Origin of the sequence: Aurantimonas litoralis (assembly GCF_026153195.1) — a bacterium.
In the GTDB taxonomy this organism is placed as follows: Bacteria; Pseudomonadota; Alphaproteobacteria; order Rhizobiales; family Rhizobiaceae; genus Aurantimonas; species Aurantimonas coralicida.
The window spans coordinates 354,551-372,500 of record NZ_JAPFBM010000004.1; the positions used below are offsets into that span (position 1 = coordinate 354,551).

Sequence of the window (17,950 nt, forward strand, 5' to 3'; positions counted from 1 at the left end):
GCGTGTCCAGCGACGCGCCGAACGGGTTCAGCTCAGCGTCCGCTTCACCGCATCGGCCCAGCCGGCGAGCTTGCGGCCTCGGGTGACGGCATCCATGCGCGGCTCGAAGCGCCGTTCGAGGTTCCAGCGTTCGGCGAAGCCTGCCATGTCGGGCCACACGCCGGCCTTCTGTCCGGCGACCCAGGCGGCGCCGAGGGCCGTGGTTTCCAGGACGACCGGACGGTCGACCGGGGCATCGAGAATGTCGGCGAGGCGCTGCATCGTCCAGTCGGAGGCGACCATGCCGCCGTCGACGCGTAGGATGGTGTCGGAGGCGCCGGTCCAGTCCTTTTTCATGGCGGACAACAGGTCGGCGGTCTGGAAGCAGACGGATTCGAGGGCGGCGCGGGCGAGTTCGTTGGGGCCGGTCTTGCGGGTCAGGCCGTAGATCGCGCCGCGCGCCTCCGCGTCCCACCAGGGCGCGCCGAGGCCGGTGAAGGCCGGCACCATGTAGACCTCCTGGGCGTCGTCGGCGGCCCCGGCCATCGGGCCGGTGCGGTCGGCGCGGTCGACGAGACCGAGCCCGTCGCGCAGCCATTGCACCGCGGCGCCGGCCACGAAGATCGAGCCCTCGAGGCCGAAGGTGGTGCGGCCGGCCAGCCGATAGGCGATCGTCGTCAGGAGTCGGTTGGAGGAGGGCACCTTTGTGTCCCCGGTGTTGAGCACCGCGAAGCAGCCGGTGCCGTAGGTGGATTTCAGCATGCCCGGCTGGAAGCAGGCCTGGCCGAGGGTCGCGGCATGCTGGTCGCCGGCCATGCCGCAGATCGGGATCGCGGCGCCGAAGAGGCCGGGGTCGGTGGTGCCGAAGGCGGCGTCGCAATCCTTGACCTCGGGTAGCAGTGAGCGCGGCACCTTGAGGAGCCGCAAGAGGTCGTCGTCCCAGTCATGCGCCTCGATGTCGAAGAGCATGGTGCGGCAGGCATTGGTGGCGTCGCTGGCATGGACCCGGCCGCCGGTCAGCCGCCATAGGAGGAAGCTGTCGACGGTGCCGAAGGCGAGCTTGCCGGCCTCGGCCCGGGCCCGGGCACCCTCCACATTGTCGAGAAGCCAGGCGATCTTGGTGCCGGCGAAATAGGGGTCGATCAGGAGCCCGGTCTTGCGGGTGATCTCCGGCTCGTGGCCGTCGGCGACCAGCTTGCGGCAGAATTCGGCGGTGCGTCGGTCCTGCCAGACAATGGCGTTGTGGATCGGCTTGCCGGTGTCGCGATCCCAGATCAGCGTGGTCTCGCGCTGGTTGGTGATGCCGATGGTAGCGATATCGGAGGCCGACAGCGAGGCGTCGGCGAGCGCGGTGCGGATGGTGGCAAGCGTCGAGGACCAGATATCCTCGGGATCGTGCTCGACCCAGCCCGAATGGGGGAAATGCTGCGGGAATTCCTGCTGGCCGAGGCCGCGGATATGAAAGCCGTCGTCGAAGACGATCGCACGGGTCGACGTCGTGCCCTGGTCGATGGCGAGAACGTATCCGGACATGCCGTCCCCTTCTGGATGCTGGTGTTCGCGATGGCAGAAGGCCGGGGCTGACCCCGGCCTTCGTTTCTCAGATGTCAGACGCTCACTTGGACGCGTTGGCGTCGGCCCAGCTCTTCACCAGCTCGTCGTAATTGACGGTGATCGGCTGTTCCTTCTCGTCTTCTTTCTTGGGCTGAGGTGCCAGCGTGCCGTTGGCCTTGGCCTGCTCCACCCAGTACTCCATGTCCTGCTCTTCGTTGAGCTTGGGACCGATGTCGCCCTGGATGCCGGCGCGCTCGATGCGCTCCATCACCTTTTCCTGCTCGGCGCAGAGGGAGTCCATCGCTTCCTGGGCCGACTTGGCGCCCGAGGACGCGTCGCCGATCGCCTGCCACCAGAGCTGTGCCAGCTTCGGGTAGTCCGGCACGTTGGTGCCGGTCGGCGACCACTGCTTGCGGGCCGGCGAGCGGTAGAACTCGATGAGACCGCCGAGTTCCGGAGCCCGCTCGGTAAAGCTCTCGTCGCGGATGGTCGATTCGCGCACGAAGGTCAGACCCTCATGGGCCTTCTTCACGTCGACGGTCTTGGAGCCGACGAACTGGGCGTAGAGCCAGGCGGCCTGGGCGCGGTCGACCGGGGTCGACTTCATCAGGGTCCACGAGCCCACGTCCTGGTAGCCGAGCTTCATGCCGTCGACCCAGTAGACGCCGTGCGGCGAGGGGGCCATGCGCCATTTCGGCGTGCCGTCCTCGTTCACCACCGGCAGGCCTTCCTTGACCGCATCCGCGGTGAAGGCGGTGTACCAGAAGATCTGCTGGGCAATGGCACCCTGGGCCGGGACCGGACCGGATTCGGAGAAGGTCATGCCCTGGGCCTCAGGCGGGGCGTAGGCCTTCAGCCAGTCGAGATACTTCTCGATGGCGTAGACCGAGGCCGGGCCGTTGGTGTCGCCGCCGCGCGCGACGCAGGAGCCGGTCGGCTGGCTCTGCTCGTTGACGCGGATGCCCCATTCATCGACCGGCACGCCGTTCGGGATGCCCTTGTCGCCATTGCCGGCCATGGACAGCCAGGCGTCGGTGAAGCGCCAGCCGAGCGACGGGTCCTTCTTGCCGTAGTCCATGTGGCCATAGACCTTCTTCCCGTCGATCTCGCGACCGGTGAAGAATTCGGCGATGTCCTCATAGGCCGACCAGTTGACCGGCACGCCGAGCTCGTAGCCGTACTTCTCTTGGAAGTCGGCCTTGTTCTTCTCGTCGTTGAACCAATCGTAGCGGAACCAGTAGAGGTTGGCGAACTGCTGGTCGGGAAGCTGATAGAGCTTGCCGTCCGGCGCGGTGGTGAAGGATGTGCCGATATAGTCGTCGAGGTCGAGGCCCGGATTGGTGACCTCCTTGCCTTCGCCTTCCATCCAGTCGGTCAGGTTGCGGACCTGCTGGTAGCGCCAGTGGGTGCCGATCAGGTCGGAATCGTTGATGTAGGCGTCGTAGATGTTCTCGCCCGACTGCATCTGCGTCTGCAGCTTCTCGACAACGTCGCCCTCGCCGATCAGGTCGTGGCTGACCTTGATGCCGGTGATCGCGGTGAAGGCCGGGGCCAGCACCTTGGACTCGTATTCATGGGTGGTGATGGTCTCGGAGACGACCTTGATCTCCATGCCCTGATAGGGCTTCGCCGCGTCGATGAACCACTGCAGCTCCTTCTCCTGCTCCTCCCGGGACAGGGTGGAGAGATCGCCGATCTCGGCGTCGAGGAACTTCTTGGCCGCCTCCATGTCGGCCATGGCCGGCCCTGCGGCCAGGGCGATCGCCAATGTGGCGGCCGTTCCCATCAGATATCGTTTCATCATGTCGAATGTCCTCCCAGTGTGTGCCGGTGCGAGCGATGGGCATGTCCGCGTCGACCGGCGACGACGCGGTGTGGCCCGGTTCCGGCCCGTCAGACGAGCCGGAAAACCAGAACGAAGAAGACGGCGCAGAGGCCGAGGGCGTACCAGAGCGGCAGGTCTACGCCCCACAGCCAACCGAGGCAGATGAAGGCCGAGCCGAGCAGCGACACAAACAGGCGGTCGCCGCGGGTGGTCTCGAAGCGCAGGATGCCGACCCGGGGATTGCCGCCGGGCGACACCTTCTCCCAGACGCCCATCAGGGCGATGAGTGCGAAGATCGCGATGAAGAAGGTGGCGGTCGGCCAGGTCCAGGCCATCCAGCTGAGGTCGATCATCGGCAGGCCTCCGTCTTGGCGGTCGGTGCGGTGATGCGCATCACACCCTCCCCAGGGCGAAGCCCTTGGCGATGTAGTTGCGCACGAACCAGATCACGATTGCGCCGGGAATGATGGTCAGGGCGCCGGCCGCGGCGAGGACGCCCCAGTCGAGGCCGGAGGCGGAGACCGTGCGCGTCATGATCGCCGAGATCGGCTTGGCGTCGGTCACCGTCAGGGTGCGGGCGATCAGCAGCTCGACCCAGGAGAACATGAAGCAGAAGAAGGCCGCGACCCCGATGCCGCTGGCGATCAGCGGGGTGAAGATCTTGAAGAAGAAGCGCGGGAAGGAATAGCCGTCGATATAGGCGGTCTCGTCGATTTCCTTCGGCACGCCCGACATGAAGCCTTCCAGGATCCACACCGCCAGCGGCACGTTGAACAGGCAATGGGCGAGCGCCACGGCGATATGCGTGTCGATCAGGCCGAAGGCCGAATAGAGCTGGAAGAAGGGCAGGGCGAACACCGCCGGCGGCGCCATGCGGTTGGTCAGAAGCCAGAAGAACAGGTGCTTGTCGCCCAGGAAGCGGAAGCGCGAGAAGGCATAGGCTGCCGGCAGCGCCACCGAGACCGAGATCACCATGTTCAGAACGACATAGATGATCGAGTTGATGTAACCGTTGTACCAGGACGGGTCGGTCAGGATGACCGTGTAATTGCGCAGGGTCGGGTTTTCCGGCAGCAGCGTCAGCCCACTCAGGATCTCCTGATTGGTCTTGAAGCTCATATTGACGAGCCAGTAGATCGGCAGCAGCAGGAAGACGATGTAGAGGATCGGGATCAGCGCCTTCCAGCGGAAGCCGCCGGATGCCTTGCGGCTGCGCCGGGCGATCGCCTCGCCGGACCGGCCGGTGGGCGGCACGGCGCCGGCGCCCGGGGCCTCGACGACGTCGCGGTTTGCCGTGGTGTCAGTCATTGTCGCCTCCCTTCATCGGGCGCTCGGTGCCGACATTGGTCATGATGGTGTAGAAGACCCAGGACAGCGCCAGGATGATCAGGAAGTAGATCAGGCTCATCGCCGCTGCTTCGCCGAGGTTGAACTGGCCCAGCGCCAGCTTCACCAGGTCGATGGACAGGAAGGTCGTGGCGTTGCCCGGTCCGCCGCCGGTGACGACGAAGGGCTCGGTGTAGATCATGAACGAGTCCATGAAGCGCAGAAGCACGGCGATCAGCAGCACGCGGCCCATCTTGGGCAGCTGGATGAAGCGGAACACCGCCCAGCGCGAGGCGCCGTCGATCTTGGCGGCCTGGTAATAGGCGTCCGGGATCGACACGAGCCCGGCGTAGCACAGGAGGACGACGAGGCTCGTCCAGTGCCAGACATCCATGATGATGACCGTGACCCAGGCGTCGAACGGGTCCTGAACGTAATTGTAGTCGAGGCCGAGCGAGGCGAGCGTGTAGCCGAACAGGCCGATGTCGGTGCGCGCGAAGACCTGCCAGATCGTGCCGACGACGTTCCAGGGGATCAGCAGCGGCAGCGCCATCAGGACGAGGCAGACCGGCACCCAGATGCCCTTGCGGGGCATGGCCAGCGCGACGAGGATGCCGAGCGGCACCTCGATGGTCAGGATGATGGCCGAGAAGGCGAGGTTGCGGATGAGGGCGTCGTGGAAGCGCGCCGAGGTCAGCACCTCCTCGAACCAGTCGGTGCCGTACCAGAAGAACTGGTTGTTGCCGAAGGTGTCCTGCACCGCGTAATTGACCACGGTCATCAGCGGGATCACGGCGGAGAAGGCGACCAGCACCAGCACCGGCATGACCATGAACCAGGCTTTGTTGTTCCAGGTCTTGTCCATGTGCGTTCTCCCTAGACCCGTCCGACCAGCCGGGAATCGGCATAGAGATTGAGCGCGTCGGGCGCGAAGCGCATGGCCGCGTCGGTGGGGATGGCGACGCCTTCGCGCACGATGGCGCTGAGCGGATGCTCGCCGAGCCGGGCCCGCACGATGCGCTCCGATCCCACGTCCTCGACCTTGTCGATGGTCACCGGCACGGCGTCGCCGTCGCCGCGGTCGACGATGGTGACGAATTCCGGCCGGATGCCGAGTTCGGTCTTCGCCCCGGCGGCATAGGCCGCGCGGCCGCCCGGCAGGGCGATGCGCATGTCGGAGACCATCGCGTCGCTGCCGTCGATCCGGCAGGGCAGGACATTCATGCCCGGCGAGCCGATGAAATAGCCGACGAAAGTGTGCTGAGGCCGCTCGAACAGTTCCTCGGGCGTGCCGATCTGCACAACCTCGCCCTCGTACATGACGACGACCTTGTCGGCGAAGGTCAGGGCCTCGGTCTGGTCGTGGGTGACGTAGACCATGGTCATCGCGAATTCGCGGTGGAGCTGCTTCAGCTCGGAGCGCAGCTGCCACTTCATATGCGGGTCGATGACGGTCAGCGGCTCGTCGAAGAGGATGGCGTTGACGTCGGAGCGCACCAGGCCACGGCCGAGCGAAATCTTCTGCTTCTCGTCGGCGGTCAGGCCGCGGGCCTTGCGGTCGGCCTTGGCCTCGAGGCCGATGCGGCCGATCATGTCCTCGACACGGGTTTTGATCTCGGCGGCCGGCACCTTCCGGTTCTTCAGCGGGAAGGCGAGGTTCTCCCGGACCGTCATGGTGTCGTAGATGACCGGGAACTGGAACACCTGGGCGATGTTGCGCGCCTCGGGCGTCAGCATGGTCACGTCGTCGTCGCCGAACAGGACGCTGCCCTCGGACGGGGTCAGCAGGCCAGAGATGATGTTGAGCAGCGTGGTCTTGCCGCAGCCCGACGGCCCGAGCAGCGCATAGGCGCCGCCGTCGTCAAAGGTGTGGTGGACCTCGCGCAGGGCGTAGATGTCGGCCGCAGCGAGGGCCGGCGAATAGGCGTGGCGGATATGGTCGAGGCGGATGCGGGCCATGGCGTTCTCCTCAGGCCGCGTGTCGGGCGGGCGCCGCGACGGCGTTGCCCGCTTCGTCGAAGACGAGAAGGCTGGCGGGATCGAAGGACAGGCGGATGGTCTCGCCGGTCTCGTGGCGGCGCACGCCGTGGACGAGGGCGATGATCCGGTCCTCGCCGACCTCGGCGTGGATGTAGGTCTCCGACCCGGTGACCTCGGTCAGGCTGATCACCGCCGGAAAGACGGTGCCGGTGGTGTCGCCGGTCTCGACGGTGAGGTGATGCGGCCGGATGCCGCCGAGATAGCGGCCGTCCGGCAGGGCTGCCTGGCTCGGCGCGGCCTCGAAGACGACGCCGTTGGGCGAGGTGAAGCGGCTGCCTGACTTGGTGAAGGCCATGACGTTGAGCGGCGGATCGGAGAAGGTGCGCGCGGTCAGGAGATCATGGGGCTGGCGATAGACGTCGGGCGTCTCGCCGAACTGGGTGACGCGGCCCTTGGAGAGGGTGGCTGTGCGCCCGCCCAGAAGCAGCGCCTCGTGGGGCTCGGTGGTGGCATAGACGAAGATCGCGCCGGTCTCGGCGAAGATCTTCGGCAGTTCCTCGCGCAGTTCCTCGCGCAGCTTGTAGTCGAGATTGGCCAGCGGCTCGTCGAGCAGCACCAGTTCGGCATTCTTGACGAGGGCACGGGCGAGCGCGGTGCGCTGCTGCTGGCCGCCGGAGAGGTTCAGCGGCGTGCGGTCGAGGAAGGGCGTCAGCTTCATCAGCGCCGCTGCCTTCTGGACCGCGGCCTCGATCTCGGCCGCCGACTTGCCGGCGATGCGCATCGGCGAGGCGATGTTCTCGTAGACCGTCAGGGTCGGGTAGTTGATGAACTGCTGGTAGACCATGGCCACGTTGCGCTTGCGCACGGGCACGCCGGTCACGTCCCTGCCGTCCATGACGACGCGACCCGACGTCGGCGCGTCGAGGCCGGCCATCAGCCGCATCAGGCTGGTCTTGCCGGCCAGCGTCGGCCCGAGCAGCACGTTGAGCGAGCCGCGGTCGAGGGTCAGCGAGACGTCTATGATGTGCTTTTCGCCGCCGACGCTGCGGCTGACGTTCTGCAATTCGAGCAATGTGTCCTCCCAGACGCGCCGGTTCTATTCGGCGGCCGTCCTCCGTTCATTCTGTCGCTGCGTCACATATTGCGCCAGTGCGTCCGTCTCGTCGGCCCTGAAGCGCAGGCCGAGCTTGGTGCGGCGCCACAGGATATCCTCCGCCGTGCGGGCCCATTCCTCCTGGATCAGCCAGTCGATCTCGGCCTGGTAGAGACCGTGCCCGAAATCCCGGCCGAGTGCACCGGTCCTGGCGAATCTCGCCGCGTCGGTGCCGTAGGAGCGGACAAGCCGGTGGATCGTCGCCGCGTCGAGCTCGGGCGCGGCTTGGCGCAGTGCCGCCTCCAGCGCGCCGACGCCGTCGACGGCGAAGTCGCCGCCCGGCAGCGGCTCGTCGCCGGTCCAGCTCTTGCCCTTGGCGCCGAGATGATGGGCGATCTTGCCGAGCACTTCTTCCGACAGGACGCGGTAGGTGGTGATCTTGCCGCCGAAGCAGTTGAGGACCGGCGCCCCGCCATTCTCGCCCTCGACCTTCAGGACGTAGTCGCGGGTGGCCTCCTGCGCCTTGGAGGCGCCGTCGTCATAGAGCGGGCGCACGCCGGAATAGGTCCAGACGATGTCCTCGGCGACGACCGGTTTGTCGAAATACTCGCTGGCGGCCGACAGGAGATAGTCGATCTCGCCTTGACTGATCGCCACCTGCGACGGGTCGCCTTCATAGTCCTGGTCGGTGGTGCCGACGAGGGTGAAATCGTCCTCGTAGGGGATGGTGAAGATGATCCGCCCGTCGGCGTTCTGGAAGATGTAGGCGCGGTCGTGGTCGTAGAGCTTGCGCGTGACGATGTGCGAGCCCTGGACGAGGCGGATGTGGTTGGCGCCGTTGCGGCCCATGGCGTTCTGGATGATGGCGTCGACCCACGGGCCGCCGACATTGACCAGGAAGCGCGCGGTGACGGAGCGGACCGCGCCGGTCTCCTGATCGTGGAGGGCGATGACCCAGCCGTCCTTTTCACGCCGCGCCTCGGTCACCTTGGTGCGGACCATGATGTCGGCGCCGCGTGCCGCCGCATCGCGGGCGTTGAGGACGACGAGGCGGGCGTCGTCGACGCGGGCATCGGAATATTCGAAGCCCTTCTGGAAATCGTCCTTCAGCGGGGCGCCGAGGGGGCCGTCGAGATCGACGGTGGTCGTCGCCTTCAGCTTCCGGCGGCCGCCGATATGGTCGTAGAGGAACAGGCCGAGGCGCAGGAGCCAGGCCGGGCGCAGGCCGTCATGATGGGGCAGGACGAAGCGCAGCGGCCGGATGATGTGCGGCGCGATGCTCCACAGCACCTCGCGCTCCATCAAAGCGTGGCGCACGAGGCTGAACTCGTAATGCTCGAGATAGCGCAGGCCGCCATGCACCAGCTTGGTCGACCAGGAGGACGTGCCGGAGGCGAGATCGTTCATCTCGGCGAGCCCGACCCGGTAGCCGCGGCCGACGGCGTCGCGGGCGATGCCGCAGCCGTTGATTCCACCACCGATGATGAAAACGTCGTAATCCAGAAGAGCCTCCCCAGGCTTCGCACCGCAACATTCGAGGTTGCGATTGCGAATGTGAGGAGGCTATTACGAAACCAAACCGAACGTCAAACGAAAACTACTCGGCGGCGTCGGCTTTGGTCGCATCGCGCCGGCCGGCCTCGATCAGACGCACCTCGCGGTCCTGGCAGATCTGCCGGATTCCGTCGGGCGCGACGTCGGTGACGAAGGTGTGGACCTGGTCGAGATGGCCGATCCGCACCGGCGCGCTGCGCTCGAACTTGGACGAATCCGCCGCCAGGATGACATGGCGCGCATTGGAGATGATAGCCTGGGCGACGCGCACCTCGCGATAGTCGAAATCCAGCAGCGAGCCGTCGGGATCGATGGCCGAGACGCCGATGACGGCGAAATCGACCCGGAACTGGCGGATGAAATCCACCGCCGCCTCGCCGACGATGCCGCCATCGGAGCGGCGCACGACGCCGCCGGCGATCACCACCTCGATCTCCGGATAGGGCCGCATGACGGTGGCGACGTTGATGTTGTTGGTGATGACCATCAGCCCGGCGTGGCGCAGAAGGGCGCGCGCGACGGCCTCGGTCGTGGTGCCGATATTGACGAAGAGCGAGGCGCGGTCCGGCACGAGATCGGCGACCGCCCGGCCGATCGCGCCCTTCTCGTCCGCCGCGATGGTGCGGCGGGCGTCGTAACCGACATTCTCGACGCCGGAGGACAGCACAGCGCCGCCATGGACGCGGGCCAGAAGCCGCTGATCGCAAAGGTCGTTCAGGTCCTTGCGGATGGTCTGGACCGACACGTCGTAGCGGGCCGCCAGTTCCTCCACCGAGACGCGGCCGCTGCGCTTGGCACTCTCGAGTATTTGCGTCTGTCGGTCCGACAGCATGGTTCACTCCTCCCCTGACGGAGCGATCATGGGCAAAACGAAACCGAAGCGCAAGAAACGAAAGCGAAGCTGATGACCGGCTTCAATGGCGGTCGCGACGCCGACCGGCAGCGTGCCGAGCGGCCGGCGTCCGAGGCCGTCAGATGGCGGTGCGGTCGGCCTCGGCGAGATAGATCTCGCGCAGGCGCCGGGCGATCGGGCCGGGCGCACCGCTGCCGACCGGTTGGCCGTCGATCTCCACCACCGGCATGACGAAGGTGGAGGCGGAGGTGACGAAGGCCTCGCTGGCGTTCTTCGCCTCTTCGAGGGTGAAGCTGCGCTCCTCGACCTTGACGCCGTCGTCGGCCGCCAGCTTCAGCACCGCGGCGCGGGTGATGCCGTGCAGGATCGAATGCGACAGGTCCCGGGTGATCAGCGTGCCGTCGGCGGTGACGATATGGGCGTTGTTGGACGAGCCTTCGGTAACGACGCCGTCCTCGACCAGCCACGCATCGTCGGCGCCCTTGGCCTTGGCTTCCATCTTCGCCATGGACGGATAGAGCAGCTGCACCGTCTTGATGTCGCGGCGGGCCCAGCGCAGGTCGGGCACCGAGGCGATGCGGATGCCGGTGCGCGCCGCCGGCTTGTCGCGCAGGACCATGGCCTGGGTGAACAGGACGAGGGACGGCGCCGTGTCCTTCGGCGGGAACAGGAAATCGCGATCGGCGGCGCCGCGGGTCACCTGCATGTAGATCAGCCCCTCGTCGAGGCCGTTGCGGGCGACAAGCTCGCGGTGGATCGTCAGCAAGTCCTCCTCGCTGGCGGGCGAGGGCATGTCGAGTTCGCCGAGCGAGCGCGCCAGCCGCTTCATGTGCGGGCCGAAATCGATCAGCTTGCCGGACAGGACAGTGGTGACCTCGTAGACGCCGTCGGCGAACAGAAAGCCGCGGTCGAAGACCGAGATCGTCGCCTCTTCCTCGGGAACGTAGGCGCCATTGACGTAAACGGTACGGGACATGCCGGACTCCTGTGACAGATCGCTGCCGTGCATACGACGTGGCGCGGCCGGGTGGAAGACGAGGGGGAAAGATCGCGCGCCGGCGTCATTTCCGGCTTTCGCCGGGGAACGCGCGGGGCTACGGCAATAGATCACATCCCAAGGGGCGAGGCGCCGCATCTTCGCGGTCCCGCCCCGCAACGCATGGAGGAATGCTTGGATATCGGAACGACGACACCGGCGATCGTGACCGGCGCAGGCTCGGGTCTGGGGCGCGGCACGGCCCGCGCACTGGCCGCCAGGGGGGCCAAGGTCGCGGTGCTGGACCTCAACGAGGAGGCCGGGCAGGCGGTCGCGGACGAGATCGGCGGCGTTTTCGTGCGCTGCGACGTGTCCGATTCCGAATCGGTCCGGCAGGCGCTGGCGCTGGCCGTCGAGGCGATCGGCACGCCGCGCATCCTGGTCAATTGCGCGGGCATCGTGGCGGGCCGCAAGACCATCTCGCGCGGTGCGGCCCATGATCCGGCGCTGTTTCAGAAGGTGATCGCGGTCAATCTGATCGGCTCCTTCAACATGGCCTCGCAGGTGGCGCAGCTGATGTCCGAGGGCGACCCGCTCAACGCCGATGGCGAGCGTGGCCTGATCGTCTCGACCTCGTCGGTCGCCGCCTTCGACGGCCAGATCGGCCAGCTCGCCTATTCGGCCTCCAAGGCGGCCATCGCCGGCATGACGCTGCCGATGGCGCGCGACCTGGCGCAGACCGGCATCCGGGTGATGACCATCGCGCCGGGTATCTTCGAGACGCCGATGCTGGCCGGCATGCCGGAAGAGGTGCAGGCCTCGCTGGCGGCGGCAGTGCCGTTTCCGTCGCGGCTTGGTACCGCCGAGGAATACGCCAGGCTGGTCGTCCACATCGCCGAGAACGCGATGCTCAACGGTGAGACGATCCGCCTCGACGGCGCCATCCGCATGGCGCCGAAATAGGACCGCGATCGCGGCGACCGGGTTGCCAATGACGGCAGCCCGGACCGTCGCCCCATGTCGCAGAGCCGAGAGCGGGCAGGGCCCGCAAGAGGAGGACAGATGAGCGAAGACAAGGTCGTACTCACCAGCCGGGAGGGCCGCGTCGCGATCCTCACCCTGAACCGGCCGAAGGCGCTGAATGCGCTGAATTCCGAGGTCATGCGCGAGATCGTCCGGCTGACCGCCGAGCTCGACCGCGATCCCGGCGTCGGCGCGATTCTGATCACCGGTTCGGAAAAGGCCTTCGCGGCCGGCGCCGACATCAAGGAGATGGAAGACCGCACGGTCATGGAGATGATGCTCGCCGACTGGTTCTCCGACTGGGAGATGCTAGAGCGGGTGCGCACGCCGATGGTCGCGGCGGTGTCCGGCTTCGCGCTGGGCGGCGGCTGCGAACTGGCGATGATGTGCGACCTGATCATTGCGTCCGACACGGCCAAGTTCGGCCAGCCGGAGATCAAGCTCGGCGTCATTCCCGGCATGGGCGGCTCGCAGCGCCTGACCCGCGCCGTCGGCAAGTACAAGGCGATGGACATGATCCTCACCGGCCGGATGGTCGAGGCCGAGGAAGCCGAGCGGATGGGGCTGGTGTCGCGGCTGGTGCCCGCGGCCTCGCTGATGGAGGAGGCGATGGCCGCCGCCCGGACCATTGCGGAGTTCTCCAAGCCGGCGACGATCACCGCCAAGGAAGCCACCAACCGGTCGTTCGAGGTGGGCCTGCGCGAGGGGCTCTTGCACGAGCGCCGCACCTTCCACGCGCTGTTTTCCGGCTCCGACCAGAAGGAGGGCATGTCCGCCTTCCGCGAGAAGCGCGCCGCCGTGTTCAAGCACGGGCAGGACTGACGTCCGGTCGCCGGCTGGCCATGCCCAGGCGCATGGCCGGCAGGTGCCGGGACGGGCAGGGTGTTATCGGCGAGCCGAGCCCCGCGCCGCCACAACGAAAAAGGCCCCGGCGCAATGCACCGGGGCCTTCGTCATGTCGGGATGCGGCATCTGCCGCGTCCTGATGCTTACTGGGCGGCGCCGTCGACGTAGTCGTACTGGCCGTCCTTCCACTCGTAGACGACGTAGCCCGGCAGCGTGACGTCGCCCTTGTCGTCGAAGGTCAGGTCGCCGATGACCGTGGCGTAGTCGCCATCATTGAGGGCGGTGACGACCGGGTCGAAGTCGGTGGAACCGGCCTTCTTGACCGCGTCGGCCCAGGCCTGGATCGCCGCGTAGGTGTAGAGCACGTAGCCCTCGGCGGTCTTGCCGGCCTTCTCGAGCTCGGCGACGACCGGCGCTGCGGCCTCGTTCTTGCGCGGATCCGGGGAGAAGGTCATGAGCGTGCCCTGGCCGGCGTCGCCGGTGATCGCCCAGTATTCCTCGGCGACGAGCGCGTCACCCGACATCAGCACGGTGTCCATGCCCTGCTCGCGCATCTGGCGCGCCATCAGGCCGGCTTCGGTGTGGTAGCCGCCGATATAGAGCAGGTTGATGCCGGCTTCCTTCATCTTGGTGACGAGGGCGGTGTAGTCCTTTTCGCCGGCCGTATAGGCCTCGACGAGGGCCGGCTTCTTGCCGGACGCTTCCTCGTAGTACTTCTGGGTCTCGTCGGCGAGGCCCTTACCGTAGGCGGTCTTGTCGTTGATGATCGCGACGTTGGCATCCGGGAAGTTGTCCGAGATGTACTTGCCGGCAACTTCGCCCTGCTGGTCATCGCGGCCGCAGACGCGGAACACGCCGTCGCCCGGGCGCTTGTCGGTGAAGTCCGGGTTGGTCGAGGCCGGGGAGATCTGGACGATCTGCTCGTCGGCATAGACCTGGCTGGCCGGGATCGAGGAGCCCGAGCAGAAATGGCCGGCCACGAACGGCACGCCCTGCGAGGCGAACTGGTTGGCCACGGCCACGGCCTGCTTCGGATCGCAGGCGTCGTCGCCGACCGAAAGCTTCAGCATCTCGCCATTCACGCCGCCGGCGGCGTTGATGTCGGCAACGGCCTGCTCGGCGCCCGTGCGCAGCTGCTCACCGAAGCTGGCGTACTGGCCGGTCATGGGGCCGGCGACGCCGATCGTGATGTCGGCGAACGCTGCGCCAGCGAATACCAGGTTGAGCGCTGCGCCGGCTAGGAGTGCTTTCTTCATGGGAACCTTCCTGTTGCTTCTGGCGGCCGGTGGGCCACGAGGCGGTGTTGACCGTCCTCTACCGATGGGGATTTAAGACCGGATTCGCTGCCGTTGGAATAGCCCCGGCACAGTTTTTCGCCGGCGCTCATTAATGCGGCAGAGTCAGCGATGGTTACCGTGCAATATACCGTACTGCCGAGACATCTGACGGTTGCGGACATAGCTGCGCCCGATGCCGGCAATGGCCAACAATACGATGAAGTCGATCAGTCCATAGTAGATCGCGGTGCCGAATGTCGCCGGCGGCAGAAAGAACGAGCCGCCGAACAGACTGAAGTGAATGAAACGGACAGCAGCCGTCAGCAACAGCACGTAGAAGGTCATCAGACCCCAGCCGTTCCACGTCAGCGCGGTGGAGCGGCCGATCATCCAGGCACCGCCGCCGCCGAGAACGACGGTGACGAGCAGGAACTCGGGCAGGGCGACTTCCCAGAGCAGGCCCATTTCGGATTCCATCAGTGGGCTCCCCCTTCCAGATAGGCGCTGCGCACTTCCTCGCGGGCCAGAAGCTCCTTGCCGGTGCCCGACATGGTGACGGTGCCGTTGACCATGACGTAGCCGCGATGGGCGAGGCGCAGGGCGTGGAAGGCGTTCTGCTCGACGAGGAACACGGTCAGCCCCTCATTGGCGTTGAGCTCGCGGATGACGTCGAAGATCTGCTTGACGATCAGCGGGGCAAGGCCGAGGGACGGCTCGTCGAGCAGCAGAAGTTTCGGCCGGCTCATCAGCGCCCGGCCGATGGCCAGCATCTGCTGCTCGCCGCCCGACAGGGTGCCGCCGCGCTGGCCGCGCCGCTCCTTGAGCCGCGGAAACAGCTCGAAGACCTTGCGCAGATCGTCGTCGAAATATTTCTCGTCCTCCATGATGGCCCCCATCTGGAGGTTCTCCATCACGGTCATCCGGCCGAACACGCGGCGTCCTTCCGGCGACTGTGCGATCGACCGGGACATGATGTCGTGGGTCGGCATGTGGGTGATGTCCTCGCCGCGATAGAGGATCTGCCCCTCGCGGGCCTGCGGATTGCCGCAGATGGTCATCATCAGGGTCGACTTGCCGGCCCCGTTGGCGCCGATCATCGTGACGATCTCGCCGGCGAAGACGTCGACATCGACGCCCCGCAGCGCCTGGATCTTGCCGTAGAAGGTATGCACGCCGCGGACCGCCAGCATCGGCTCCCCCTCGGGCGTCGGCGCGACCGCGCTCATGCCATGTCTCCCTGACTGCCGTCGGCGGCGTGCGTCGACGCGCCGGCCTTCTTGACGCCGAGATCCTGCTCGACCTGCTCCACCTCCTCGTCGTCGACGCCCAGATAGGCGGCGATGACCTTGGGATCGTCGCGCACCTCGGCGGCCGAACCGTCGGAGATCTTCTTGCCGTAGTCGAGCACGATGATGTGGTCGGAAATCTCCATCACAACGCCCATGTCGTGCTCGATCAGCAGCACCGAGACGTCATGCTCGTCGCGGATGTAGCGCAGCAGCGTGTTCAGCTCGGCCGATTCCCGCGGGTTGAGGCCGGCGGCCGGCTCGTCGAGGCACAGCAGCGCCGGATCGGTGCACATGGCCCGGGCGATCTCCAGCCGGCGCTGGGCGCCGTAGGGCAGGTCGGAGGCCGGGTCGTCGGCGCGGTCGAGAAGGCGGGTATGCCCCAGCCATTCGATTGCCTTGCGCTTGGCTTCGGCGGCGGCGCGCCGGTAGCCGGGCAGGCCGAACAGGCCGCCGATGGTCATGCCGGAGGCGCGCATCAGCTTGTTGTGCTGCGCGACCAGGAGGTTCTCTAGCACCGTCATGCCGCCGAACAGGCGGATGTTCTGGAAGGTACGGGCGACGCCGGCGACCTCGGTGATGCGGAAGTCGGTCATCCGCTCCAGGAGGAACACCGCATGCTCGTCGTCGCGGTCGTACTGGTTGCCGCTGCGGGTGAGGGCGGCGATCTTGGCGTCCGGGACATTGCGGCCCCGGCGCATGGCGATGCGGCCCTCGGTCGGCTTGTAGAAGCCGGTGACGCAGTTGAAGACCGTGGTCTTGCCGGCGCCGTTCGGACCGATCAGGGCGGTGATGTCGCCGCGCCCGACATTGAAGGAGAGGTCGTCCACGGCGGTCAGGCCGCCGAAGCGCATCGTCAGATGCTCGACGGTCAGAACCGGGTCGAGCGACCAGCGGTGAGAGGTGTTCGACATTAGTGACCCTCGCCCTGGGAGACCTGATCGGCGCCGATCTTCTTCTTCTCCTTGTAGACATCGGATGGGGAGCGCGACGAGATCAGGCCGCGCGGCTTCCACACCATGATCGCCACCATGGCGAGACCGAAGATCAGCATGCGGTACTGGGTCGGATCGAAGTCCGAACCGAACACCGCCTGCAGGATGGTGAGGTTTCGCAAGAGTTCGATGCCGCCTATCATCACCACCGAGGCGATGACCACGCCGAGCTGCGAGCCGAGGCCGCCGAGCACCACGATGGCGAGGATGATCGCCGATTCGATGAATGTGAAGCTCTCCGGCGAGATGAAGCCCTGCCGGGTGGCGAAGAAGGCGCCGGCGAAACCGCCGAACATCGCGCCCGTGGCGAAGGCCGTGAGCTTGACGTTGGTGGTGTTGATGCCGAGCGAGCGACAGGCGATCTCGTCCTCGCGCAGCGCTTCCCAGGCCCGGCCCACCGGCAGCTTGCGCAGCCGCAGGGTGACGAAGTTGGTGATCAGGGCGAGCGCCAGGATGATGTAGTAGAGGAACACGAACCGCTGCACGGTGTCGTATTCGAGGTTGAAATACTCCGCGAAGGAATTGTCGCCGCGGTTGAACTCCAGGCCGAACAGCGTCGGCTTGGGAATGCCCAGGAGGCCGTTCGGGCCGCCGGTGAACTCGTACCAGTTCAACAGAACGATGCGGATGATCTCGCCGAAGGCGAGGGTGACGATGGCCAGATAGTCACCGCGCAGGCGCAGCACCGGGAAGCCCAGCATGACGCCCCACATCGCCGCGAACAGGCCGGCCATGGGCAGGCAGACCCAGAAGCCGAGACCGAAATTCGTCGACAGCAGCGCGAAGGAATAGGCGCCGACCGCGTAGAAGGCGACGTAGCCGAGATCGAGCAGGCCGGCGAGGCCGACGACGATGTTCAGTCCCCAGCCCAGCATCACATAGGTGAGGATCAGGATTGCCAGGTCGAGGAGATAGCGGTTCTGGCTCGGAACCAGCGTCGCCAGGAGATAGGGCAGGGTCAGTGCGACCAGCAGCAGCGCGATGCCGAGGACCTTGCCGATCGGCAGGCCGCGGGCGGTGGGTGCGAAGGTCTTCTTGAGAAAGCCGGTGATCGGCTGTTCGGAGCGGAAGACGAAATAGGACAGGAGGAAGCGGACGCCGAAGGCGATCACCACCCAGACCAGCCAGAACTCCGGCCGCAGGGTCAGGGACAGGCCGCCCGATGCGATGTCGGACCGGAAGGCCAGGAAGAACAGGGTGATGACCGCGATGATCGCCGCGGTGATGCCGGCCTCCTTCAGGGAGGCAACGAGGCGGCTGTCGCCGGTCGGCGCTTCGGTGAAGGGCGGTTCGCCCCGCGCCGCGTCGCGCCGCTCTTCGGACAGGATCTCCGCGCCCTCGGGGCGGTTCGCCGCGGTGGCTGATGTCGTGCTGGCCATCGCG

17 protein-coding genes are annotated in these 17,950 nt (G+C 66.6%); 2 read left to right on the top strand and 15 right to left on the bottom strand.

Annotation, left to right across the window (positions count from 1 at the left end; translation table 11 throughout):
* Nucleotides 1-27: 27 nt before the first annotated feature.
* The 10 genes from glpK to N7I30_RS11545 all read right to left on the bottom strand — a co-directional run bounded on the left by glpK (nt 28) and on the right by N7I30_RS11545 (nt 11,140).
* Complete coding sequence (glpK, locus tag N7I30_RS11500; RefSeq protein WP_498638932.1) at nt 28-1,512, bottom strand: glycerol kinase GlpK; 1,485 nt, start codon at nt 1,510-1,512, stop codon at nt 28-30.
* A gap of 82 nt (nt 1,513-1,594) precedes the next feature.
* Nucleotides 1,595-3,334 carry an ABC transporter substrate-binding protein gene (locus N7I30_RS11505; protein ID WP_024348638.1) on the bottom strand — a complete coding sequence of 580 codons (1,740 nt, stop codon included), beginning with the start codon at nt 3,332-3,334 and terminating at the stop codon, nt 1,595-1,597.
* A 92-nt stretch (nt 3,335-3,426) separates the two neighbouring features.
* Complete coding sequence (locus tag N7I30_RS11510; protein WP_029702490.1) at nt 3,427-3,711, bottom strand: DUF2160 domain-containing protein; 285 nt, start codon at nt 3,709-3,711, stop codon at nt 3,427-3,429.
* 40 nt (nt 3,712-3,751) lie between these two features.
* The gene (locus tag N7I30_RS11515; RefSeq protein WP_024348636.1) at nt 3,752-4,666 is read right to left on the bottom strand and encodes a carbohydrate ABC transporter permease; all 915 of its coding nucleotides are present in this window, start codon (nt 4,664-4,666) and stop codon (nt 3,752-3,754) included.
* Entirely contained in the window at nt 4,659-5,549 is an 891-nt protein-coding gene (locus tag N7I30_RS11520; protein WP_187391534.1) for a carbohydrate ABC transporter permease, read from the bottom strand. Before N7I30_RS11520 ends, N7I30_RS11515 begins: the two co-directional genes overlap by 8 nt.
* 11 nt (nt 5,550-5,560) lie before the next feature.
* Nucleotides 5,561-6,643 carry an ABC transporter ATP-binding protein gene (locus N7I30_RS11525; protein WP_024348634.1) on the bottom strand — a complete coding sequence of 361 codons (1,083 nt, stop codon included), beginning with the start codon at nt 6,641-6,643 and terminating at the stop codon, nt 5,561-5,563.
* Nucleotides 6,644-6,653: 10 nt separating this feature from the next.
* Entirely contained in the window at nt 6,654-7,736 is a 1,083-nt protein-coding gene (locus N7I30_RS11530) for an ABC transporter ATP-binding protein (RefSeq protein ID WP_498638935.1), read from the bottom strand.
* Between the two features lie 24 nt (nt 7,737-7,760).
* Entirely contained in the window at nt 7,761-9,260 is a 1,500-nt protein-coding gene (gene glpD / locus N7I30_RS11535) for a glycerol-3-phosphate dehydrogenase (RefSeq protein ID WP_498639089.1), read from the bottom strand.
* Nucleotides 9,261-9,354: 94 nt separating this feature from the next.
* Nucleotides 9,355-10,143 carry a DeoR/GlpR family DNA-binding transcription regulator gene (locus N7I30_RS11540; RefSeq protein ID WP_187391532.1) on the bottom strand — a complete coding sequence of 263 codons (789 nt, stop codon included), beginning with the start codon at nt 10,141-10,143 and terminating at the stop codon, nt 9,355-9,357.
* Between the two features lie 139 nt (nt 10,144-10,282).
* Nucleotides 10,283-11,140: a D-amino-acid transaminase gene (locus tag N7I30_RS11545; RefSeq protein WP_498638937.1), complete on the bottom strand. Its 858-nt coding sequence runs from the start codon at nt 11,138-11,140 to the stop codon at nt 10,283-10,285.
* Between the two features lie 183 nt (nt 11,141-11,323).
* Here N7I30_RS11545 and N7I30_RS11550 point away from each other — a divergent pair, with 183 nt between their 5' ends.
* Both N7I30_RS11550 and N7I30_RS11555 read left to right on the top strand, forming a co-directional pair.
* Nucleotides 11,324-12,103 carry an SDR family NAD(P)-dependent oxidoreductase gene (locus tag N7I30_RS11550; RefSeq protein WP_498638939.1) on the top strand — a complete coding sequence of 260 codons (780 nt, stop codon included), beginning with the start codon at nt 11,324-11,326 and terminating at the stop codon, nt 12,101-12,103.
* Between the two features lie 99 nt (nt 12,104-12,202).
* Entirely contained in the window at nt 12,203-12,985 is a 783-nt protein-coding gene (locus N7I30_RS11555) for an enoyl-CoA hydratase (RefSeq protein WP_024348628.1), read from the top strand.
* A 167-nt stretch (nt 12,986-13,152) separates the two neighbouring features.
* Here the strand turns inward: N7I30_RS11555 and N7I30_RS11560 are convergent, their stop codons facing one another.
* From N7I30_RS11560 to livM, 5 genes are all read right to left on the bottom strand, one after another.
* Nucleotides 13,153-14,265: a branched-chain amino acid ABC transporter substrate-binding protein gene (locus tag N7I30_RS11560; RefSeq protein WP_230785803.1), complete on the bottom strand. Its 1,113-nt coding sequence runs from the start codon at nt 14,263-14,265 to the stop codon at nt 13,153-13,155.
* 144 nt (nt 14,266-14,409) lie between these two features.
* Nucleotides 14,410-14,763 carry a DUF6867 family protein gene (locus N7I30_RS11565; RefSeq protein ID WP_498638943.1) on the bottom strand — a complete coding sequence of 118 codons (354 nt, stop codon included), beginning with the start codon at nt 14,761-14,763 and terminating at the stop codon, nt 14,410-14,412.
* Complete coding sequence (locus N7I30_RS11570; protein WP_498638944.1) at nt 14,763-15,512, bottom strand: ABC transporter ATP-binding protein; 750 nt, start codon at nt 15,510-15,512, stop codon at nt 14,763-14,765. Before N7I30_RS11570 ends, N7I30_RS11565 begins: the two co-directional genes overlap by 1 nt.
* The gene (locus tag N7I30_RS11575; protein WP_024348625.1) at nt 15,509-16,486 is read right to left on the bottom strand and encodes an ABC transporter ATP-binding protein; all 978 of its coding nucleotides are present in this window, start codon (nt 16,484-16,486) and stop codon (nt 15,509-15,511) included. Before N7I30_RS11575 ends, N7I30_RS11570 begins: the two co-directional genes overlap by 4 nt.
* Nucleotides 16,486-17,946, bottom strand: a complete 1,461-nt coding sequence (gene livM / locus N7I30_RS11580) for a high-affinity branched-chain amino acid ABC transporter permease LivM (RefSeq protein WP_498638946.1) — start codon at nt 17,944-17,946, stop codon at nt 16,486-16,488. The genes N7I30_RS11575 and livM overlap by 1 nt, the downstream gene beginning before the upstream one ends.
* Nucleotides 17,947-17,950 lie beyond the last annotated feature (4 nt).